Below are 20,625 nucleotides of genomic sequence, written 5' to 3'. Positions count from 1 at the left end.
CTAGTATAAAGAGTTGTTGGAAGTAATAAAAATTAAATATTATATTGTACCAGTAAATCAAATAAACAGGTGTAAAAAACCTTAGTAATTAATCACCAAAACTGTCAAGCTATTTTAGGAACGGTCACACGCCTTAATTAACCTTATAAACTTCATGTAATCGATGGCACCTGCATTCGTAAAACATCATTATTACAAGCCATTTCTATCGCCTCAACCTGTTATTTTAGGCACACACACCATAAGGAAATGATCAGCTTATTTAAAAACCTGAGATTCTGTGTTAATAAGAAAACATTTGAGCAACTATAAACGTTGTTTAAATTATTAAGCTCAAAATCATTACCTTACAAATAAAACAAACAAAATATATACCCTCAGTGTGGAATTGGTATGGTTTTTACATCATTAAGGAAACACACAAAGAAAATAATTATATGAAAAAGTTATTAATAATTGCATCAATTGCATTTTTCGGCTTAACAACAGCCATGGCACAACAAGTAGATTTACGTAGAAAAATTAATGTTAGCGGCTCTGCCGAAACTGAGGTTACTCCAGATATTATTTACATCAGCATTTCGCTTAAAGAATATTTGAAGGATGGTAACAGCAAGAAAAAAGTTGAAATTACAACACTAGAAAATCAATTGTACACCGCAGTACAAAAAGCAGGTATTGCTAAAGAAAACTTAACCGTTAGCAACTTAAACAGTTGGAACTACGAAACTGAAAAGAAAAAGAATCCAGACTTTTTAGCGAGTAAACAATACCGTTTAAAAGTAAGTGATTTAAATAGGTTTAATGATATTATTGCTTCTATTGATCCAAAGGGCATTTCAAACACAAATATTGAAAGCTACGATTATTCTAAAATTGAAAGCTTGAAAAAGGATTTAAAAATTAAAGCTTTATTATCAGCTAAAGAAAAAGCAGCTTACATGGTTGAAGCACTTGGTGATAAATTAGGAAGTGTAATCGAAATTCAGGATGGTGGTGATAACGTAATCCAACCGGTTTACAGAAACTACATGATGAAATCGGCAATGGCTGATGGAGGGGCAGAATCTGCACCTGAAATTGATTTCAAAAAGATTAAGTTAAACTTTACTGTAAACGCAGTATTCGAGATTAAATAAAACACTGTTTAATACATTATTCTGATCTCTTTCAGAATCGACAAACATTTTTTATCTATTATTTTAAAACCTACCACAACATTTTGGTAGGTTTTTTGTTATGAAATCATCAGAACACTAAAATTTTAAATATTATGAAAAAATTTGTTTACACTTTAGCTTTAATTTTCAGCTTAGGACTAAGTTTTAACGCTGCACAAGCTGCTGATAAACCAGCAAAAAACCCAACAGAATTAACTGCTGAGCAAACAGTTCAATTGGAGAAAATCAAAAGTCGTGTTGAAGAGATTAGAGAAATGGATAAATCTAATTTAACCAGAGCTGAGCGTAAAGCTTTACGCAAAGAGTTAAAAGAGATGAAAAACCAAGCTCGTGCAATCTCTGGTGGTGTTTATCTTTCAGTTGGTGCAATTATCATCATCATTTTATTACTTATTTTGATCCTATAATCTATTTTCAGAAAAACATCACATCTATCTATATAAAAAAAGCTTCGCAATTAATTTTGCGAAGCTTTTTTTATACCATTTCCCTATTTTTTTCAGGGTTTATGCTCAGGTATGATTAATCAATAATATCGAAACCTGTATATTTTACAAGAGCTTCAGGAATTTTAATTCCATTCTCTGTTTGGTAATTTTCTAAAATAGAGGCAACAATACGCGGTAAAGCCAATGCACTTCCATTTAAAGAATGCGCCAGCTGAGTTTTACCAGATGCACCTTTAAAACGTAGTTTTAGTCTGTTACTTTGATAGGTTTCAAAATTTGAAACAGATGATACCTCCAACCAACGTTCTTGCGCAGCACTCCACACTTCCATATCGTAAGTCATGGCAGAAGTAAAGCCCATATCACCACCGCATAAACGCAAAACGCGGTAATGCAAACCTAGTTCTTTTAACAAAGATTGAACGTATTCGCTCATTTGCTCTAACGTTTCGTAAGATTTATCTGGATGTGTAATTTGAACAAGTTCTACCTTATCAAATTGGTGTAAACGATTTAATCCACGCACATGTGCACCATAAGATCCAGCTTCTCTACGGAAACAAGGTGTATAAGCCGTATTTTTGATAGGAAGATCTTCTTCTTTTAAAATTACATCACGATATAAATTCGTAACCGGAACTTCAGCCGTTGGAATTAAATATAAATCATCAACGGTTGAGTGGTACATTTGTCCTTCTTTATCTGGCAATTGTCCTGTTCCAAAGCCAGAAGCAGCATTAACCAAGTGTGGAACCTGCATTTCCTTATAACCAGCATCAACTGCATGATCTAAAAAGAAATTAATTAAAGCACGTTGTAATCTTGCACCCTTGCCTTTATAAACAGGAAAACCTGCGCCAGTAATTTTAACACCAAGTTCAAAATCAATAATATCATATTTAGCTGCCAATTCCCAATGAGGCAAAGCTTTTCCAGGTAATTTCGCTGGTTCACCAAAAGTAAAAACAGTTTCGTTTTCTTCTGCTGTTGATCCTTGCTTAACCAACTCACCAGGTAAATTAGGCAATTGTACAATCAGGCTAAACTGACTAGCTTCCAGTTCTGCTAATTTTTCAGAAAGATTTTTAATGTTTTCCTTATGAGAAGTTGTTTGTGCTTTAATTACTTCAGCTTCTTCTTTTTTACCAGAACGCATTAAATCTCCAACTTGCTTGGCAGCTGCATTTGCTTCTGCAGAAATATTATCAAGCGAAGTTTGAGTTTGGCGACGATCCTCATCAATTTTGATGATTTCATCTACCAATTCTGGTTGTTTAAAATTACGTATACTTAAACGTTCTAAAACTTTCTCTCTATTTTCGCGGATATAGTTAACTTGCAGCATTATTTTAATTTTTAACAAAGATAATAATTAAGTCGTCATTGCGAACGCAGTGCGGCAATCTCTCTCGAAAAAGATTGCTTCGTCGTTCCTTCTCGTAATGACGAAAATAAAAAATATGGACGGCAAACTCTTTCTTGTACCTACACCGATAGGAAACCTAGAGGACATGACCTTTAGGGCAATTCGGATTTTAAAAGAATGCGATTTAATTTTGGCTGAAGATACTCGTACCAGTGCGCCAATGCTTAAACATTTCGGTATCGATAAAAAGGTTTTTGCGCATCACCAGCATAATGAACATAAGGCAACCTCTGAGATTATCAAATTTTTAAATGAGGGCCAAAAAATCGCTTTAATTTCTGATGCAGGGACGCCTGCAATATCCGATCCTGGTTTCTTCCTTGTACGCGAAGCAATAAAAAATGATATTGCTGTAGAGTGCCTTCCGGGCGCCACCGCATTTGTACCTGCCTTAGTAAACTCGGGTTTGCCAGCCGATGCCTTTGTTTTTGAAGGTTTTTTACCCGTTAAAAAGGGCAGGCAAACAAAATTTAAAAAGCTTACGGAAGAAGATCGAACCATTATACTTTATGAAAGTCCGCACCGTTTATTAAAAACTCTCGAAGAATTTGCACAATATTTGGGTGCAGATAGGCAGGCATCTGTTAGTAGAGAATTAACCAAAATGTTTGAGGAAACTGTGAGAGGAACACTCGCAGAAATAAAATCACATTTTGAAAACAATACTTTAAAAGGAGAATTTGTAATTTGCATTGCAGGAAAACCTGCTGGAAAAACAAAAAATAAATATGAAGACGCCGAATAAAATCGGCAGACATAAAAAATATATTAATTTAAAAAAGAAATATGATTAGCATAGATAGATTTTTAAGTGACGAACAAGACCCAAAAGCGGTTGAAAAAGTTATTGGAAAATTAAATGATCTTTTAACCACTGGCGAAGAAATTTTATACTTAGCGGTGCAAAAAAAACCTGCTGTAAACTTATTACCAGATAGCATTGCGATTACCAACAAAAGAATTTTTTACTGCGAGCCTGGAAACCTGGGTTTAACCATGAATTTTAAAGATATTTCTTGGAAAAGTGTTAAAGAAGTTTCTTTTAAAGAAGAATTTTTTGGCTCTAAATTTATTTGTGTTCCGCAGCATGGCGAAAATATTGTAACGGAGTTTATTCCAAAAACACAAGCCAGAAAATTACATCAGGCGGCAAACCAACAGTTAGAAGAATATAAAGAACTTCTTCGTCAACAAAAGCTAGAGGAAAATCGTGCAACAGCATCTCCAATAAGTTTTAATGCACAACCAATTACAGAAATTCCTGCTGTAGAAGCATTGCCAGAGCCTGAGCAACCTGTAATCCAAATTGCAGAAGTTGTAGAAGAGCCTGAAGATGAAACTACATTAAAATTACGTAAGCTTAAAACTTTGTACGATAAACACCTGATTACTCAGGATGAATATGAAGCTAAAAAAGCTGATATTTTAGATAGTTTGTAAGCCTCACCCACTCTATTTGTCACATGGGCTTGTCGAAATGCCAATATTAATCTGCACTTCGACAAGCTCAGGACAACAATATTGCATTAGCATTCAAAAATGAAATCCAAACAAACCTATCTTCTGGCTTCACTTAGTGCATTTTTACTTTGGCTAGCCTGGCCACCGATGCCATTTACCACACCATTATTATTAATTGGACTGGTACCTTTATTTATTGCGTTGGATGCCATTATTAAAAGTAATGTTAAAAAAACTGGTAAAAAGGTATTTTTAACAGCTGGTTTAGCTTTCTTAGTTTGGAATACAGCATCAACTTATTGGGTTTATAATGCCGTAAAGGCTTATAATGGTGCTGCCGTAGCGCTTCCGGTTTCATTAATTCCTTATGGTTTAGGTGCATTTTTAATGACATCTGCATTTTGGTTATATTACCGTTTGGGGAGATATTTGAGCCAAAAAATTGCTTATCTGGGCTTAATTTCGTTTTATATTGCTTTAGAATATTTACAGCAAACCTGGGATTTAGCGTTCCCTTGGATGACTTTAGGAAATGGATTGGCTGGGATGCACCAATTGGCGCAATGGTATGATTATACAGGAGTTTATGGCGGCTCTTTATGGATATTAGCGAGCAATATCCTTGCTTTTGAAGCTTACAAAAAGTTAAAATCACAAAGTGGATATTTAAAATATCGTCCAACTGCAATTTGGTTATTGGTGGTCATTATCCCAATTGGAATTTCTTTAACTAAATATTATAACGCTACGCAAAAAGGTACACCGTCTAATGTGGTGGTGGTTCAACCGAATATAGATCCATACCAAAAGTTGGAAAATATTCCTGCTGCTGAGCAAATTAGAATTTTAACGCAGCTATCGGATTCAATCGGGCAAGTAAATACGGAGTATTTTATTTGGCCTGAAACTGCCATTCCGAATTATGCAGATGAAGATCGAATCAGATCAAACCCGGATTACATAAATCTTCAAAATTTTATAAGTAAATATAAAAACGGAACCTTAATTACGGGGATTGAAAGCGTAAGGTTTTACCCAGATAAAAAAACAATTTCTGCAAAATATGATGAGCAGGGAAACCGATATTGGGATAATTACAACTCTGCTATGCAGGTTGAAAATTCTTCTAATGTTCAGTTTTATCATAAATCTAAGCTTGTACCTGGAGCGGAAAAAATGCCTTTCCCGAAAGTATTTTCTTTCCTGGATTTTGTTTTCGCAAAGTTGGGTGGCAGTGTTAGTGGTTGGGGTTGGCAAGATGAACCGAGTGTTTTTTATGCGCAAAGTGGTATTGGTGCTGCACCTGTAATTTGCTACGAAAGTTTATGGGGCGATTGGATTGGGAAATCGGTTAAAAATGGGGCTCAGTTTATTGCTATAATTACAAACGATGGCTGGTGGGGCAATACAACGGGGAAAGATCAACATGAAATGTATGCAAAACTAAGAGCTATAGAAACACATCGGGATGTTGCAAGATCAGCTAATACGGGTATTTCTTGCTTTATTAATCAGCGTGGTGATGTTGTAAAAAGAACTGAATGGTGGACAAGAACTGCCATAAAAAACGATATTAACCTAAACGATGAAATTACTTTCTATGTAAAAAGTGGAGATATTATTGCGAAACTATTAAGTGTTGCCGCTATATTGTTGGCATTAATTATTCCTTACAGAAAGTTTATAAAAAAATAAACTCATGAAACAAAAACGAATTATGCGTTTAATTTTTTTAGCAATTGTGCTCATCTTAAACATTGGTTTCGATCAGGTTTCTAAAAATATTGTACGTAATAACATTAGTGAGTACGAACATATAAGTGTAATCAAAGATCGTTTTACTTTAACTAAAGTAGAAAATAGCGGCGCTTTTTTAAGCCTCGGGGATAATATGCCTTATATATTTAGGTTAATTATTTTATCGGGCTTACCAATTGTATTTTTAGGTTATGGCTTATATTTCCTTTTTACCAAACAAAACCTACCAAAAACCTTTCAAATAGCTTTATGCTTTTTAATTGGCGGTGGTATTGGCAATCTTTACGATCGTATTGTGCATGGTTCCGTTACCGATTTTATGCACATGGATTTTAAAATTTTCCAAACAGGTGTTTTTAATTTTGCAGATATTTCGATTATGATTGGTGTAGGAATATTACTTTTCCAATCCATCAAAAGCAAAATTGTTAGGCAAGAGCCAATTCAATCTGAAGCAGACTAAGGCAGCTTTTTAAAGATATTGCCAACTACCATAGGAATATCATTAATTGCTTTTTCGGCATTATTTACTTCGCCTTGCGCCCAACCTCTCCAGATTAATTTTGATGTTTTTCGTTCTATAATGTCAATTACAATACTACCTTCTTTTATTTGCATATGTCTGGCTCTGCTTCCTACATAAACCGGAAGCGGATCGGTATAGGTATAATAATATACATGTCTGCCTCTGTAATAGCCCACTCTTGGCATTAACCTGGCTGGTGGATTATAGTAAACGGGATCGTTATAGGTAACATTTTGTTTGTTAACATCAACAGTATACTTCAAGAGTAAATCTGGAGCGGTATTTTTCATTGTAAAGCCACGTTTATCCATTTCGGCGCTTGCCGCATCAACAATTTTATCACTAGCAATATCATTATTATAGGCCGATGTTGTATTTGTTTGTGATTCTGGAATCCAGGCATACGTTTTATAGTGCTGATTATTAACGGGTTTATTACTAACTGAAAAATAATCATATGTTGAGCAACTACTTAAACCAATAGTAATACTCAATAAAATTAATATCTTTTTCATAACCATTTAATTACTTTAAAAATTAGACCATAAACGAAATAAAAAGTTTATTTACTGATAACAAATAAGTTGCAGGTAATAGGCAAACATTAAATATCTTTATTTGTTTGTTCATCAATCATCAAAACAATTAAAACATGAAAAGAAATGCAACAGCCGTTTGGCAAGGATCAGGTAAAGAAGGTAAAGGTAACTTAACCACTCAAAGTACAACATTAAGCAACACACAATATTCTTTTAACTCTCGCTTTGCTGAAGGTGTGGGTACAAACCCAGAAGAATTAGTTGCCGCAGCACATGCAGGTTGCTTTACTATGAAACTTTCATTCAATATAGACGAAGCAGGCTTTACAGCCGAGAAATTAGAAACCAAATGCGACATTAATTTTGATCCGTCACAAGGTGCAATTGTAGAATCACATTTAACCTTAACGGCTACTGTACCTGGCTTATCAAAAGAAAAATTTGATGAATTAGTAGCTGATGCTGAAAAAAACTGTCCTATTTCAAAGTTGTTAAATACGAAAATAACCGTTGATGCAACTTTATCTTAACGAAGGCTAAAAACTAAAGAAAAACCCTCATTAAGTTAAGCTTAATGAGGGTTTTTAATTAAATCATATATTTCCCAACAATAGGCATCCGTCTGCCCATACCAAATGCTTTAGGCGAAACCCTTAAAATTGGTGGAGTTTGGTAGCGTTTAAATTCGGCAATGTTTACCATTTTTAAAATCCGTTTAACTAAAGCCTCTTCGTATCCTTCAGCTATTATTGTTGCACTACCTTTTTTCAATTCAATATGTTCAAATAAAATTTTATCTAAAACATCGTAATCTGGCAATGAATCAGAATCCTTTTGATCGGGTCTTAATTCGGCACTTGGTGGTTTAACTATGGTATTTATTGGAATAATTTCTCTCTCTTTATTAATGTATTTGGCCAGTTCAAAAACCTGGGTTTTATAAACATCCCCAATAACACCAATTGCACCGCACATATCTCCATATAACGTTCCATAACCTACTGCACATTCGCTTTTGTTTGAAGTATTTAATAAAATATAACCGAATTTATTGCTCATTGCCATAACTATTGTACCGCGAATACGTGCCTGAATATTTTCTTCGGTCAAATTAAAAGGTAAACCTTTAAAAGCAGGAGCTAACATATTATCAAAAGCCTGTGCAGCATCTTTAATGGGTATAATTTCATGCATGCAGCCAATATTATTCACTAAATCTAATGCATCCTGTACTGAGTGATCTGACGAAAATTTTGAAGGCATTAAAACAGCCATAACATTTTCGGCACCCAATGCACGGCAAGCCAGTGCGCAAACTACGGCAGAATCTATACCACCAGATAAACCGAGCACAGCTTTTGTAAATCCTGATTTTTTGAAGTAATCCTGAATACCTAAAATTAAGGCATCGTGTATTTGTTCAATATCTGTAGCTCGGGGAGCCTCAGGGTATTTATTTCGTACATTTTCAACTTCCTCCAAATCAAAAACCTGCAAATCTTCTTCAAAAGATTTCATCTCGGCTTTCTTTTCGCCCTGTGCATCGAAAACCAATGAACCACCATCGAAAATAATTTCTGTTTGTGCTCCAATCTGGTTTACATAAAAAAGTGGCAATTTGTATTTCTTTGCATTATCTGCTAAAACCTGAATCCGCTCTTCGTCATGTGTATAAGAAAATGGCGAAGCAGCAATATTAATCATCACATCGGGTTGTTCCTTAATTAACTCATCCATCGGATTAGAAACATACAAAGGATTATCATTAATATTCCAAAGATCTTCGCAAATGGTTAATGCAATTTTCTTCCCTTTAAAATCAATACATTTAAAGCTTGTAGCAGGCTCAAAATAACGATATTCATCAAACACATCATAAGTTGGTAAAAGCGCCTTTTTAGCAATTGCTTTTACCTTTCCATCTTCAATAAAATAAGCTGCATTAAACAAATCCTTACCTTGCAAAACATCATTTCTAATGGGTAAACCTACAATACAGGCAATATCAATACAATGCCTAGCAATTTCTTGAGCCGCATTTTCGCAAAGCGAGATAAATTCATCAAACTCCAAAAAATCACGTGGTGGATATCCGCAAATAGCCAGTTCGGCAAAGACAACCAAATCGGCACCTTTACTTTTAGCGATTTCAATATTGCTGATTATTTTTTGGGTGTTTAACTCAAAATTGCCAATGTGATAATTAAGTTGCGCTAATGCTATTTTCATGCGTATAAATTTATTTCGATGGTAATGAAGGTATCTCTTTAATTGTTGGGCTTAAAATAAAATACCCAGATTTAATGCGATGTAATGATTTTTAACGCTTTTACTTTTATCAGTTACAATATTGGTAAAACCATTGTTTAAGGTAACCCCAGCTAATAAACTTGTATTGCCTTTAATGTCAAATTCGCCGCCGCCACCAATAATCAAACCAGCCCTGTACCATTTAATGTTATCAGAAATTTTTTGATTACTAACATCTAAACCGCTAGATTTTGCATTTTGTTTAGCGCCAATATTAAATGAATTTGATAACCCAAACTGTCCATACCACCTCATTCCATCTTCTTTTACAGTTTTTAGTTTAATGGTTAAAGGTAATTCTAAATAAGTAAGCTTATATTTTAAATCGTAAGCTACTGGGTTGGTTGTTGATTTTGTATTGGTATATGGCGCTACATCAACCTCAGTACTTTTACCATTAATTGTTGTAATGGTTAAGCCTGTTGAAAAGCTATAATTCTCTGCAAAGTTAAAATCACCTAATAAACCGTAAGAAAAGCCCAAGGCTATACCATTTGTTTTTCCTTGATCTGGCTTTATCCAGCCAAAAGTTGGTGTGGCGGTTAATCCTAATCTAAAACCATAATTGGTTAATGGTGAATTTTGAGCCCAAACGCCCAAACTTAAAAACGATAAAATTAAAAAAGTCCCTATTTTTTTCATGCTTTATGTGTTTATATTTGTTGTACATGATGTATAACGTAAAACACTGGCAAATTTATCTATTTTTTCTTTTTGCCATCATATTTATTTCCTGCAAGCAGAGTAATCGCCCGGATATAAGTAAAATTGATCTCGATATTAAAATAGAACGATTTGACAAAGAACTGTATGCAGCTAAGGAAAAGGACGTTGTACAAACCAATGCATTTCTAAGTAAAAGTTACGGTTTATTTTATGATGATTATATTCACCGCATGGTTGGAACGCCAGAATATAGTAATACGGAAATAATAAATACGCTTTATAAAGATCCTGCCTATACTGATTTAACCAAAGAGGTTGATAGTGTTTTTCCGAATTTAAAAGCACAAGAAGCAGGCTTAACAGAAACCTTTAAGTACATTAAATATTATTACCCTAAAGCCAAATTGCCAAAGTTTATTTCCTTTGTATCTGGCTTTTCTTACCAAATACCAGTGGGCGATAATTACCTAGGAATTGGATTGGATATGTTTTTGGGTAAAGACAGCAAATTTTATAAAGGCATTATAGAGAGTGTTCCATTATATTTATCTAAAAGGTTTACTCCAGAAAATATTGTTCCTCGTGTTGCTGAAACTTATGCACATGAAGAACTTTTTACCGAGCCTGATGAAAACAGATCTCTTTTATCAAAGATGATTTTTCAGGGTAAAATATTATACTTTTTAGATCAGGTTTTACCAGAAAACATAACAGATTCTACAAAGATTGGTTACACCGAAAAGCAATTGGGCTGGGCACAAAACTTTGAGGGTGATATTTGGGCTTATTTTCTAGAAAATAATTTTCTTTATCAAACAGATTATCAAAAAATTCAGGTTTTCTTGTCAGAAGGACCTTTTACGCCAGGACTTGGCGAAAACCGGGATTCAGCTCCAAAACTTGGTGTATGGATGGGTTGGCAAATTGTGCGCAAGTACATGAAAGAAAATCCAAAAGTAACTTTGCAACAACTGATGGCTGATAATGACGCACAGAAAATTTTAAATCAATCGCGATATAAGCCTAAGCAAAAATAGTTTCAGTTTTACTTTCACTAAAAATCCAATATTCGTAACAAATAATCGTTCTCAAATCTAATATCTATCATCTCACATCCATATTAAATGAAAGTTGGCATTGTATTATCAGGCGGAGGAATAAGAGGAATAGCACATTTAGGTGTTTTAAAAGCATTCAGTAATTTAGGAATTACCTTTAGCCATATTAGTGGTACCAGCGCAGGCTCAATAGCAGGTGCATTTTTTGCAGCAGGCATTGATCCTGAAGAAGGCTTAAATATCTTTTTAAAAACTAAGTTATGGCGCTTTGTTCGCCCGTCAGTTGGCTCGCTTGGCTTGATAAACATAGAAAATACCTCCAAAATTTTAAAGGAATACTTCCCACACGATACTATTGAAGGCCTTAAAATTCCATTAACTATTGCTGCCGTTAATTTTAGTGAAGGCAAACTAAAATACTTCACTAAAGGCCCATTAATTCAAGCTGTATTAGCTTCAAGCTGTATTCCTGGCATTTTTAAACCCATCATGATAAATGAGCAAATGTACGTTGATGGCGGTATTTTAAACAATTTCCCTGTAGAGCCATTACAAAAAGATTGCGACTTTATTATCGGGTCTTCTTGCAATCATTTAAATCCTGTTGATAAAATAACCGGAATTACCAATTTAATAGGTCGTGCCGGCGTAATGTCCATTAACTATGATATGGAAAGAAAGGCTAAATTTTGTGATGTAATGATTGAACCTAAAGGCTTAGGAGCGATTAGTACATTTGATATGAAACGTGCGGAAGAGATTTATTGGATTGCACACGAAGAAGCTTTAAAGACCATTAAAAGTAACCCAACAATAAGGGATCTGATTACGAAATAAAGCGGGTTTAAAACGTTTGAGTCTTGGTATCTTTTTGTTAAGAAAAAGGTATGACACCCGTTTGGCAAGACAAATCTTTTTCTTCCGCCACCATTACCGTCTTTGCGAGGCACGAAGCAATCTTAACAACAATAGATAATTATGATTTTAATGAGGTATTGCTTTCCCCTTGCTTCATTTCGCAAAAAACGATAGCCTTAAATGTCTTATATGGTTTTAATACTATACTATGAATGTGATGCAATTCTTTTTTCCGCTGCCGCGGGGGCTTTCTCTTCTTTGGGCAACCAAAGAAGCAAAGTTGCCGGCTCGCAATTTTTCTGTGTAAGTTAGTGGATAGGCTTTGCTTGTACTTCCCGAATAATTGACCATGCCGATTGAAAGCTTAACTAAAAAACAGTGGTTTGGATTTGTTAATTGGTTAGGCGATCGCTAAACTAACTTTCATCATCGTACAGCCGCTACCATTACCGTCTTTGCGAGGCACGAAGCAATCTTAACAACAATAGATAATTATGATTTTAATGAGGTATTGCTTTCCCCTTGCTTCATTTCTCAAAAACGATAGCCTTAAATGATCTTAAATGTCTTATATGGTTTTAATACAATACTATGAATGTGATGCAATTCTTTTTTCCGCTAGCCGCGGGGGCTTCTCTTCTTTGGGCAACCAAAGAAGCAAAGTTGCCGGCTCGCAATTTTTCTGTGTAAGTTAGTGGATAGGCTTTGCTTGTGCCTCCCGAATAATTGACCATGCCGATTGAGAGCTTAACTAAAAAACAGTGGTTTGGATTTGTTAATTGGTTAGGCGATCGCTAAACTAACTTTCATCATCGTATAGCCGCCACCATTACCGTCTTTGCGAGGCACGAAGCAATCTTACCCAACAATAGATAATTATGATTTTAATGAGGTATTGCTTTCCCCCTTGTTTCAGTTAGCAAAAAACGATAGCCTTAAATGATCTTAAATGTCTTATATGGTTTTAATATAATTCTTTTATCCGCTGCCGCTGGGGCTTCTCTTCTTTGGGCAACCAAAGAAGCAAAGTTGCCGGCTCGCAATTTTTCTGTGTAAGTTAGTGGGTAGGCTTTGCTTCTGCTTCCCGAATAATTGACCATGCCGATTGAGAGCTTAACTAAAAAACAGTGGTTTGGATTTGTTAGTATATTAAGCATATTGCTATAAAAACTTTCATCATCGTACAGCCTCACCATTACCGTCTTTGCGAGGCACGAAGCAATCTTACCCAACAATAGATAATTATGATTTTAATGAGGTATTGCTTTCCCCTTGCTTCATTTCGCAAAAAACGATAGCCTTAAATGTCTTATATGGTTTTAATACTATACTATGAATGTGATGCAATTCTTTTTTCCGCTAGCCGCGGGGGCTTTCTCTTCTTTTGGCACCAAAAGAAACAAAAGTGCCGGCTCGCAATTTTTCTGTTTAAGGTAGTGAATGGGCTTTGCTTGTACTCCCCGAATAATTGACCATGCCGATGGAGAGCTTAACTAAAAAACAGTGGTTTGGATTTATTGGGAGTATAGGCGATCGCTAAACTAACTTTAAATTATATTACTGAATTATCCGATTACGCCCAGGCATAGCAGCATTTCGCAGAATAGCGCATTATAATTCTTGTACTTAATTCGTTTTACGAATAACCCAAGGAATATGCAGCGAGCGTAGGATTTTGTGTTGGGCTAAGCCTCATATTACTGCTGTCGGAATTATAATGTAGCTATGCAAGAAAGGATGCCAGCCTTGACTTTTGGGTACCTTTTTGTTAAGAAAAAGGTACGAAGCCCGTCTGGCAAGACAATGTTTTCCGCTGCCGCGGAGGCTTCTTTTCTTTTGGCACCAAAAGAACCAAAAATTGTCGGCTCGCAATTTTTCTATTTAAGGTAGTGAGTGAGCTTTGCTTGTACTTCCCGAATAATTGACCATGCCGATCAAGAGCTTAACGAAGAGATTGTGGTTTGGACTTGTTAGTGAGTTAAGCGATCGCTAAACTAACTTTAATTAAAATCGCTAACCCTTTCCAATTACGCCCAGGCATAGCAATATTCTTAATGCCTGAATTTAATTATTACTTTATTTATTAAGTGCTACTAAACGCTCACCCTCTAAAACAGGAATTGCATTACAAACATTTAATTGCAAGCAAAAAACTACATCATCTTCAATATTAAGTTCTGCCAAACGGTTGCTGTGGGATGATTTATGCAAATACCCTCTTAAATTATCCTTCGCTAATAAATACAAATCCTCAGCGGCGACGCTAGAATCATCGAAATGCTCAAAATTTTGGCGCAGACTATTTACAACTGCTCCGGCAAATAAAGTATCTTCTAAATTAAATTGATCTTTCCAGCCTGCACAAAGTAAAAGCACATTTTTTTCTTGATCTCTTAAATAAGCGCAAAGCGAATCTAAATTTAAAAAAGACCCTATTACAACCTGAAACGCTCTTTTATTTGCTAAATGCAAAGCTTTAGTACCATTTGTGGTAGTTAAAACAATGGTTTTACCTGCAACTTTATCTTTAGTGTAAGAGAAAGGTGAATTTCCGAAATCGTACCCGGCAACTACTTCCCCATTGCGCTCGGCAGCCAATAAATAACCCTTATCGCTATAGTTTAAGCAATCTTCTACATTTGCTACAGGAATAATAGCTTTGGCGCCATTATCAATTCCATAAGTAATTGATGAGGTAGCCCTTAATATATCAATAACAACAACAATGCTTTGCTCAATATCATATAAATCGATCAATGCAGGTGTTAAACAAACTTCTATTTTTTTCGACATATATCGAGTATCGAATATAAAGTATCAGGCATTAAAAATTTAATCTCCCTACCTAATACTTTATACTTTTATCTATTTGTAAAAAGGAAACTTAACTACTTTAGCTTTAATTGGTGTGTTGCGGATGTTGATGAAAATTTCTGTACCTTCTTTAGCAAAATCTTTTGCTACATAACCCATTCCAATTGCTTTTTGTAATGATGGAGCTTGTGTACCCGAAGTTACTTTTCCAATTACATTTCCTTCAGCATCAGCAATTTCATAATCGTGACGAGGAATGCCGCGGTCGATCATTTCAAAACCAACTAATTTCTTTTGGATGCCAGCTTCTTTTTGTGCTAGTAAAGACTCAGAGTTGGTGAAAGTTTTTGAAAATTTTGTAATCCAGCCTAAACCTGCTTCAATTGGCGAAGTTGTATCGTCGATGTCGTTACCATATAAACAGAAACCCATTTCTAAACGTAAAGTATCGCGTGCACCTAAACCAATTGGTTTAATATTAAAAGCAGCACCTGCTTCAAAAATTGCATTCCAGATTACCTCAGCGTGTTCGTTTTCAAAATAAATTTCGAAACCACCAGCACCGGTATAACCTGTTGCAGAAATCAATACGTTTTCTATACCAGCAAAAGTACCTTTAACGAAAGAATAATATTCCATCGAGGCTAAATCCACATCTGTTAAACTTTGTAAGGCATCAGCAGCTTTCGGCCCTTGAATGGCTAAAAGAGAAGTTTTATCAGAAATGTTGTGCATTTCTACATTGTTGGTATTAAAAGATTGAATCCAATTCCAATCTTTTTCAATGTTTGATGCATTTACAACAAGCATATAACTTTTCTCATCCAGGCGATAAACCAAAAGATCATCTACTATACCGCCATCTTTATTTGGCAAGCAAGAGTACTGAACTTTACCATCATAAAGTTTCGAAGCATCATTACTGGTTACACGCTGAATTAAATCTAAAGCATTTTCACCTTTAAGGATAAATTCGCCCATATGACTTACATCAAAAACACCAACTCCATTACGTACAGTTGCATGTTCTGCGTTTATACCTTCGTAAGTTACAGGCATATTATACCCTGCAAATGGAACCATTTTAGCGCCTAAAGCGATGTGTTTTTCTGTTAATGCCGTATTTTTCATTCTTGATTTTCTTGTGCGCAAAACTACTAAGAAAAAGATAAAAATTTGAGATTAATTTTAAAGGAGCCCGAGGTGGCTATGGAGATGCGTAGCTATACAAACGCTGTTAAATAAACCAGAAGCGGTATCCCCGATTTTTTCTATTAGGATTTAGCAAACGGCAAGACTGCGTAAGCCAATAACTTCTGCCGTTCATTTTCAGATAATAATGATTCAAACTGCAATGTTAAAACTATCACCTGCAAACCTTAAACTACCTACTGCAAGTTCAAAACTGTTAACTGCGTACCTAAAACTATCAGCAGAAAGTATAAAACTGGCAACTGCAAGCCTAAAGCTACCTACTACAATTATAAAACTATCTACTGAAAGTTTAAAGCGTTTAATTGCAAGACCAATACCGTCTACTGAAAGTTTAAAATTTTTAATTATGAGTTCAAAACTATCAACTACAAACCCTAAACTGTCTACTGCAAGTTCTAAACTTTCAATTGCAAATTCTAAACTGTCAACTGTAAGTTCTAAACTATCAATTTCTAGTTCTAAACTGTCTACTACAAACCCTAAACTGTCTACTGCAAGTTCTAAACTTTCAACTGCAAGTATAAAACCCTGCGGAACATCCCGAGGATGAAAAGGGCAGAACTGCCTAAGCCAATAATTTCTGCCGTTCGTTTTCAGATAATAATGATTTGGAAATGAAGGGTTCTGTATTTTATGGCAACTGTAGCCCCGCTTTTGTTTCTCCCTAAGAAAAATCGGGATTCACTCCAATCGGGTTTATTTAACTAAAAACTGTATGTGAGATGCAAACGGCTTGCTTTAAAAAAAAATTAAGCGCTAATTAGACCTTCGTAAATTTTGAGCATTTTGGAAGTTATTAATTGAATGCTATGATCTTTCTCTACCCTTTCGCGGGCATTATCTCCTATTTCCATCCACTTTTTAGGGTTGATGATGCATTGCAAAATAGAACGATAAAATTCATCAGCAGAATCTGCAATTAAAATGTCGTGCCCATGTTTATAGTTAATCCCTTCGGCAGCTGTAGTGGTGGCAATAATACATTTCTTCATTGCCATGCCTTCAATAATTTTCACCCGCATGCCCGTTCCAGAAATAAGCGGAACAATCATAATGGCTTTTGAATTCATAAAATCAACCGCATCAAAAACTTCACCTTCAACAATCAGATTTTCCGAATCGTATTCAAAAAAGTGTTTCTGCATATTTTTGCCAGCAATGTAGAAGCGAAGATCTTTATTCAGTTTCTCAATATCGGGCCAAATATCATCCAAAAACCATTCTAACCCCTCCTGATTTGGTCTCCAATCCATTGCACCCAAATGAAAAAGTGTTGGAAAACTTGTTTTACTTTTATCTACCTTATACTTTTCTAAATCAATAGCCACCGGAAAAACCGTCATGGGTATTTCGCAGCCAAACCTTAAAATATCTTGTCTATCAGGTTCGCTTATGGCAAAAATTTGATGAAATCTATTAATCTGATCCGTTTCATAAGCCTTTAGTCGTTGCGCTAAAAAAGCCAGATACTTACGGCGCACAATAAATTTTTCTAACTGTGCAAGGCGCTCCCACATGGTAAATTCAATATTATGGGCCCTATAAATTAGTTTGGCATTGCTATTTGCTTTAACGGTATCCAAATAAGGAACAACAAAAAGTCCTTCAAACTGGATAATATCAAAAGCGTTTTCTCGCAATATACTTTCCAGTTGTTTCGCTGCATCATCATTAAAATACCTGGAAACGTTATAAGATTCGTTTGTGAAAATATTGAAAAATGCCGACCAAACATTTACTTCGGTATCCAAATCGTAGGTATGAAATTTAATCTGATCAAAAATTGGATCGTAAATATCTTCTACATCTATTTTACCTTTTGTGGGGTTAATACTAAACAAAGTAATATCTGCGCCAAGCTGCAGCAAGCCTTTCATGGTATTATAAACCACAATTGGATAACCACTATTTGGCGGAAAGGGAACCCGCTTAGTAATTAACAAAATCTTCACAATGCTGTGAAAATACGAAATTTAAGCCTCTTTTGAAAACAGTTCTAACTGTGGATCGCTAACATTAAAAGTTTTACGGTGAAATGGCGATAAACCAATTTCGATAACTGCTTTGCGATGTGCTATTGTTGGGTATCCTTTGTTTTGAGTCCAATTGTAATGAGGAAAATCTACATGAAGATTATCCATATATTCATCCCGATGCGTTTTGGCTAAAATTGATGCCGCAGCAATATTTAAATATTTGCCATCACCTTTTACAATGCAGCTGTGCGGAATTTTCGGATATGCTTTAAAACGGTTTCCATCAATAACCAGATATTGAGGTTGGGTTATCAGTTTTTCGATGGCACGGTGCATAGCCAGAAAAGATGCATTTAAAATGTTTATACGATCTATTTCTTCATGATCTACAGAAGCTACTGCCCAGGCTAAGGCTTCCTTTTCGATAATTGGACGAAGATTTTCTCTTTGCTTATGATTGAGTTGCTTGGAATCGTTTAAACCTTCGAAATAAAAATCTTTAGGTAAAATTACTGCAGCTGCAAAAACAGGCCCAGCAAGGCAACCTCTACCCGCTTCATCACATCCGGCTTCTAAAAATTCTTGCTGATAGCAATTTAATAACATAGGGCAAATTTAAATATTTATACTTTCTGGAGCTTTAAATTTTAGTCTATATTTTTTCATCACCAAAAGCCTTAACGCTATTACCCTGAAATGGGCCTTTTCTTGTTTTGATTTTTTCGTTTTTAAAAAAATCAAAACGAAATATTTACACTTTGTGAAACGGAAATTAAAAGACTAAATTGTTATCGTAAATTTTATACATTTATAATTTATGCGCAAATTATTAGTTGCTGTATTGCTATTACTTATTAGTCATTCTGTAATAGCACAATTTGGCCCCCTTAAAAATCTATCATTAGAAGAGGAGACTCAACTAATGGAACATAACTCCATATGTGCATATCGTAATTTGTATAATAAAAAACAAAGATTAGCCTTTTACCCCTTTAATAAAACCAACAGAATATCAATAATATCTTTCGATAATCCAGTATTTGAGATTTCTGGAGAGATACCTGTAAAAAATGGAATTTTGGATAAAAGCCTAGTTAAAGAAAAAAGAAATTTGTCAGATACTGAAATAAATAACCTTACAGACTTGCTTTACAATTATGGCTATAGATCTAAAAAATATGGTGTTCTAATTAGTAAAGGTGCCTGTTACGATCCTCATAACGCAATTTTATTTTTTAATGAAAAGGGCAAAGTTATTGAATATATTGAAATCTGTTTTGATTGCCTAGGACAAAGAACAAGCTCTAGAAAAATTAAAACAGGTGAAAATTGCATAGAGAAATTTGCCTTATTGAGAGGATTCTTTTCATCGCTTGGCATTAAAGCTGGCACAGCAACCTTTAAAATCTCCGATTAACATGAGATACAACGAAATATTAGCTGATCGCGTTCGCGAGTTTTTAATGCACTTACCCAAAGTAGAAGAAAAACTAATGTTTAGCGGTCTGGTGTTTATGGTTGATGATAAAATGTGTATTGGTGTAAAACAGCATGAACTGATGCTAAGGATTAATCCTGAACAGGAAGAAGAACTTGTAGAAAAGAATGGTTGTACACAAATGGTGCATGGTAAAAGAGCGATGAAAGGCTATGTTTTGGTAGAAGAGGAAGTAATACAAAGTAATAAAGAATTAAATTATTGGTTAAACCTTGCTTTAGATTTTAATCCACTGGCTATGGCATCAAAAAAAAGACAAACTAAATAAATATATATGCAACTTATAAACAGGTTTTTCCCTTTAATTTTTGGGTTACTTTTTTTACTAACTGAAATTTATCGGAATATTAAATTAAGAAATAAAGCCGAGCAGAAAAGTAATGGAGCCGATAAAAACAGCTTAACCATTTTATGGGTAACCATTGGCATATCTATGTTTTTGGGTGGTTATTTAAGTCAGTTTGAAAGCACAAGAATTACGTTTTTTCAGCCCTATTTCTTTTACTTCGGCATGCTGATCGCAATTTTGGGCTTTATATTAAGGTTTGTAGCTATACAACAATTGGGCAAATCATTTACAGTTGATGTTCAAATCGCCAAAAATCAGCAGTTAAAACAAGATGGGCTTTATGCAACGCTTCGTCATCCATCTTATACTGGCGTATTGATGGCTTTTTTAGGCTTGGCAATAACATTTTCAAATTGGTTAAGCTTAGTTGTTATTTGCATACCAATTTTTATTGCCTTTATTTATAGAATTACTATTGAGGAAAATGTATTGAAAAATGAATTTGGAGATGAATATGTTGAATATTGCAAAAAAACAAAGCGATTAATTCCTTATTTATACTAGTGCACGGAAATTTAAAGCACTGTTAATCTTAAAATTA

At 34.8% G+C, this 20,625-nt stretch carries 21 protein-coding genes; 13 read left to right on the top strand and 8 right to left on the bottom strand.

Annotated elements, in window-relative coordinates; genetic code table 11:
- Nucleotides 1-437 precede the first annotated feature (437 nt).
- Together EHC72_RS04930 and EHC72_RS04925 are read left to right on the top strand one after the other, a co-directional pair.
- Nucleotides 438-1,139, top strand: coding sequence for an SIMPL domain-containing protein (locus EHC72_RS04930; RefSeq protein ID WP_131536553.1), 702 nt, complete (start codon nucleotides 438-440; stop codon nucleotides 1,137-1,139).
- A 134-nt stretch (nucleotides 1,140-1,273) separates the two neighbouring features.
- Nucleotides 1,274-1,588, top strand: coding sequence for a hypothetical protein (locus tag EHC72_RS04925; protein ID WP_131536552.1), 315 nt, complete (start codon nucleotides 1,274-1,276; stop codon nucleotides 1,586-1,588).
- Nucleotides 1,589-1,703: 115 nt separating this feature from the next.
- Here the strand turns inward: EHC72_RS04925 and serS are convergent, their stop codons facing one another.
- A complete protein-coding gene (gene serS / locus EHC72_RS04920) occupies nucleotides 1,704-2,975 on the bottom strand; it encodes a serine--tRNA ligase (RefSeq protein ID WP_131536551.1) in 1,272 nt (423 codons plus the stop codon).
- Between the two features lie 115 nt (nucleotides 2,976-3,090).
- Here serS and rsmI point away from each other — a divergent pair, with 115 nt between their 5' ends.
- The 4 genes from rsmI (at nucleotide 3,091) to lspA (ending at nucleotide 6,738) form a co-directional block, all read left to right on the top strand.
- Nucleotides 3,091-3,801, top strand: coding sequence for a 16S rRNA (cytidine(1402)-2'-O)-methyltransferase (gene rsmI / locus EHC72_RS04915; RefSeq protein ID WP_131536550.1), 711 nt, complete (start codon nucleotides 3,091-3,093; stop codon nucleotides 3,799-3,801).
- Nucleotides 3,802-3,842: 41 nt separating this feature from the next.
- Nucleotides 3,843-4,496 carry a PH domain-containing protein gene (locus tag EHC72_RS04910; protein WP_131536549.1) on the top strand — a complete coding sequence of 218 codons (654 nt, stop codon included), beginning with the start codon at nucleotides 3,843-3,845 and terminating at the stop codon, nucleotides 4,494-4,496.
- Between the two features lie 99 nt (nucleotides 4,497-4,595).
- Nucleotides 4,596-6,212 carry an apolipoprotein N-acyltransferase gene (lnt, locus tag EHC72_RS04905; RefSeq protein WP_131536548.1) on the top strand — a complete coding sequence of 539 codons (1,617 nt, stop codon included), beginning with the start codon at nucleotides 4,596-4,598 and terminating at the stop codon, nucleotides 6,210-6,212.
- A 4-nt stretch (nucleotides 6,213-6,216) separates the two neighbouring features.
- Entirely contained in the window at nucleotides 6,217-6,738 is a 522-nt protein-coding gene (gene lspA / locus EHC72_RS04900) for a signal peptidase II (protein ID WP_131536547.1), read from the top strand.
- Here the strand turns inward: lspA and EHC72_RS04895 are convergent.
- Nucleotides 6,735-7,316, bottom strand: coding sequence for a DUF4136 domain-containing protein (locus EHC72_RS04895; RefSeq protein WP_165585763.1), 582 nt, complete (start codon nucleotides 7,314-7,316; stop codon nucleotides 6,735-6,737). The two genes, lspA and EHC72_RS04895, sit on opposite strands and share 4 nt — an antisense overlap.
- Before the next feature lie 137 nt (nucleotides 7,317-7,453).
- On the opposite strand from EHC72_RS04895, the gene EHC72_RS04890 reads away from it, so the two are divergent.
- Entirely contained in the window at nucleotides 7,454-7,870 is a 417-nt protein-coding gene (locus tag EHC72_RS04890; RefSeq protein ID WP_131536545.1) for an OsmC family protein, read from the top strand.
- 58 nt (nucleotides 7,871-7,928) lie between these two features.
- On the opposite strand, the gene EHC72_RS04885 is transcribed toward EHC72_RS04890, so the two are convergent.
- On the bottom strand, nucleotides 7,929-9,569 hold the full coding sequence (locus EHC72_RS04885) for an NAD+ synthase (protein ID WP_131536544.1): 1,641 nt from the start codon (nucleotides 9,567-9,569) through the stop codon (nucleotides 7,929-7,931).
- Between the two features lie 51 nt (nucleotides 9,570-9,620).
- Entirely contained in the window at nucleotides 9,621-10,292 is a 672-nt protein-coding gene (locus EHC72_RS04880) for a porin family protein (protein ID WP_131536543.1), read from the bottom strand.
- A gap of 26 nt (nucleotides 10,293-10,318) precedes the next feature.
- On the opposite strand from EHC72_RS04880, the gene gldB reads away from it, so the two are divergent.
- Together gldB and EHC72_RS04870 are read left to right on the top strand one after the other, a co-directional pair.
- Nucleotides 10,319-11,353, top strand: a complete 1,035-nt coding sequence (gene gldB / locus EHC72_RS04875; protein ID WP_131536542.1) for a gliding motility lipoprotein GldB — start codon at nucleotides 10,319-10,321, stop codon at nucleotides 11,351-11,353.
- An 87-nt stretch (nucleotides 11,354-11,440) separates the two neighbouring features.
- Nucleotides 11,441-12,211, top strand: a complete 771-nt coding sequence (locus EHC72_RS04870) for a patatin-like phospholipase family protein (protein WP_131536541.1) — start codon at nucleotides 11,441-11,443, stop codon at nucleotides 12,209-12,211.
- Nucleotides 12,212-14,308: 2,097 nt separating this feature from the next.
- Here EHC72_RS04870 and EHC72_RS04865 read toward each other — a convergent pair.
- Both EHC72_RS04865 and gcvT read right to left on the bottom strand, forming a co-directional pair.
- Nucleotides 14,309-15,025: a 2-phosphosulfolactate phosphatase gene (locus EHC72_RS04865; RefSeq protein WP_131536540.1), complete on the bottom strand. Its 717-nt coding sequence runs from the start codon at nucleotides 15,023-15,025 to the stop codon at nucleotides 14,309-14,311.
- Between the two features lie 72 nt (nucleotides 15,026-15,097).
- Nucleotides 15,098-16,177, bottom strand: coding sequence for a glycine cleavage system aminomethyltransferase GcvT (gcvT, locus tag EHC72_RS04860; protein ID WP_131536539.1), 1,080 nt, complete (start codon nucleotides 16,175-16,177; stop codon nucleotides 15,098-15,100).
- Nucleotides 16,178-16,400: 223 nt separating this feature from the next.
- Between gcvT and EHC72_RS04855 the strand changes: the two genes are divergently transcribed.
- Nucleotides 16,401-16,811 (top strand): hypothetical protein, encoded by a 411-nt coding sequence (locus EHC72_RS04855; RefSeq protein ID WP_131536538.1) that lies wholly within the window; start codon nucleotides 16,401-16,403, stop codon nucleotides 16,809-16,811.
- Nucleotides 16,812-17,010: 199 nt separating this feature from the next.
- On the opposite strand, the gene EHC72_RS04850 is transcribed toward EHC72_RS04855, so the two are convergent.
- On the bottom strand, nucleotides 17,011-18,213 hold the full coding sequence (locus tag EHC72_RS04850; protein WP_131536537.1) for a glycosyltransferase family 4 protein: 1,203 nt from the start codon (nucleotides 18,211-18,213) through the stop codon (nucleotides 17,011-17,013).
- A gap of 21 nt (nucleotides 18,214-18,234) precedes the next feature.
- Nucleotides 18,235-18,843, bottom strand: a complete 609-nt coding sequence (locus EHC72_RS04845; RefSeq protein ID WP_131536536.1) for a ribonuclease HII — start codon at nucleotides 18,841-18,843, stop codon at nucleotides 18,235-18,237.
- A gap of 211 nt (nucleotides 18,844-19,054) precedes the next feature.
- Here EHC72_RS04845 and EHC72_RS04840 point away from each other — a divergent pair, with 211 nt between their 5' ends.
- The 3 genes from EHC72_RS04840 to EHC72_RS04830 are packed head-to-tail and all read left to right on the top strand — an operon-like array spanning nucleotide 19,055 to nucleotide 20,588.
- Entirely contained in the window at nucleotides 19,055-19,654 is a 600-nt protein-coding gene (locus EHC72_RS04840; protein ID WP_131536535.1) for a hypothetical protein, read from the top strand.
- 1 nt (nucleotide 19,655) lies between these two features.
- Nucleotides 19,656-20,003: a TfoX/Sxy family protein gene (locus EHC72_RS04835; RefSeq protein WP_131536534.1), complete on the top strand. Its 348-nt coding sequence runs from the start codon at nucleotides 19,656-19,658 to the stop codon at nucleotides 20,001-20,003.
- A 6-nt stretch (nucleotides 20,004-20,009) separates the two neighbouring features.
- Entirely contained in the window at nucleotides 20,010-20,588 is a 579-nt protein-coding gene (locus EHC72_RS04830) for a methyltransferase family protein (RefSeq protein ID WP_131536533.1), read from the top strand.
- Nucleotides 20,589-20,625 lie beyond the last annotated feature (37 nt).

The organism is Pedobacter nototheniae (assembly GCF_004335085.1).
GTDB classification, from domain to species: Bacteria; Bacteroidota; Bacteroidia; order Sphingobacteriales; family Sphingobacteriaceae; genus Pedobacter; species Pedobacter nototheniae.
This window is presented reverse-complemented; position numbering and strand designations above follow the sequence as displayed.

Excerpts from the sequence above, each read along its gene's own strand:
- EHC72_RS04880 (WP_131536543.1), bottom strand. The coding sequence starts at position 10,292 with ATGAAAAAAATAGGGACTTTTTTAATTTTATCGTTTTTAAGTTTGGGC.
- lspA (WP_131536547.1), top strand. The coding sequence starts at position 6,217 with ATGAAACAAAAACGAATTATGCGTTTAATTTTTTTAGCAATTGTGCTC.
- EHC72_RS04855 (WP_131536538.1), top strand. The coding sequence starts at position 16,401 with ATGTTAAAACTATCACCTGCAAACCTTAAACTACCTACTGCAAGTTCA.
- EHC72_RS04840 (WP_131536535.1), top strand. The coding sequence starts at position 19,055 with ATGCGCAAATTATTAGTTGCTGTATTGCTATTACTTATTAGTCATTCT.
- EHC72_RS04925 (WP_131536552.1), top strand. The coding sequence starts at position 1,274 with ATGAAAAAATTTGTTTACACTTTAGCTTTAATTTTCAGCTTAGGACTA.
- gldB (WP_131536542.1), top strand. The coding sequence starts at position 10,319 with ATGATGTATAACGTAAAACACTGGCAAATTTATCTATTTTTTCTTTTT.
- EHC72_RS04930 (WP_131536553.1), top strand. The coding sequence starts at position 438 with ATGAAAAAGTTATTAATAATTGCATCAATTGCATTTTTCGGCTTAACA.
- EHC72_RS04895 (WP_165585763.1), bottom strand. The coding sequence starts at position 7,316 with ATGAAAAAGATATTAATTTTATTGAGTATTACTATTGGTTTAAGTAGT.
- EHC72_RS04885 (WP_131536544.1), bottom strand. The coding sequence starts at position 9,569 with ATGAAAATAGCATTAGCGCAACTTAATTATCACATTGGCAATTTTGAG.
- EHC72_RS04845 (WP_131536536.1), bottom strand. The coding sequence starts at position 18,843 with ATGTTATTAAATTGCTATCAGCAAGAATTTTTAGAAGCCGGATGTGAT.
- lnt (WP_131536548.1), top strand. The coding sequence starts at position 4,596 with ATGAAATCCAAACAAACCTATCTTCTGGCTTCACTTAGTGCATTTTTA.
- EHC72_RS04835 (WP_131536534.1), top strand. The coding sequence starts at position 19,656 with ATGAGATACAACGAAATATTAGCTGATCGCGTTCGCGAGTTTTTAATG.
- serS (WP_131536551.1), bottom strand. The coding sequence starts at position 2,975 with ATGCTGCAAGTTAACTATATCCGCGAAAATAGAGAGAAAGTTTTAGAA.
- EHC72_RS04830 (WP_131536533.1), top strand. The coding sequence starts at position 20,010 with ATGCAACTTATAAACAGGTTTTTCCCTTTAATTTTTGGGTTACTTTTT.
- EHC72_RS04910 (WP_131536549.1), top strand. The coding sequence starts at position 3,843 with ATGATTAGCATAGATAGATTTTTAAGTGACGAACAAGACCCAAAAGCG.
- gcvT (WP_131536539.1), bottom strand. The coding sequence starts at position 16,177 with ATGAAAAATACGGCATTAACAGAAAAACACATCGCTTTAGGCGCTAAA.
- rsmI (WP_131536550.1), top strand. The coding sequence starts at position 3,091 with ATGGACGGCAAACTCTTTCTTGTACCTACACCGATAGGAAACCTAGAG.
- EHC72_RS04870 (WP_131536541.1), top strand. The coding sequence starts at position 11,441 with ATGAAAGTTGGCATTGTATTATCAGGCGGAGGAATAAGAGGAATAGCA.
- EHC72_RS04890 (WP_131536545.1), top strand. The coding sequence starts at position 7,454 with ATGAAAAGAAATGCAACAGCCGTTTGGCAAGGATCAGGTAAAGAAGGT.
- EHC72_RS04865 (WP_131536540.1), bottom strand. The coding sequence starts at position 15,025 with ATGTCGAAAAAAATAGAAGTTTGTTTAACACCTGCATTGATCGATTTA.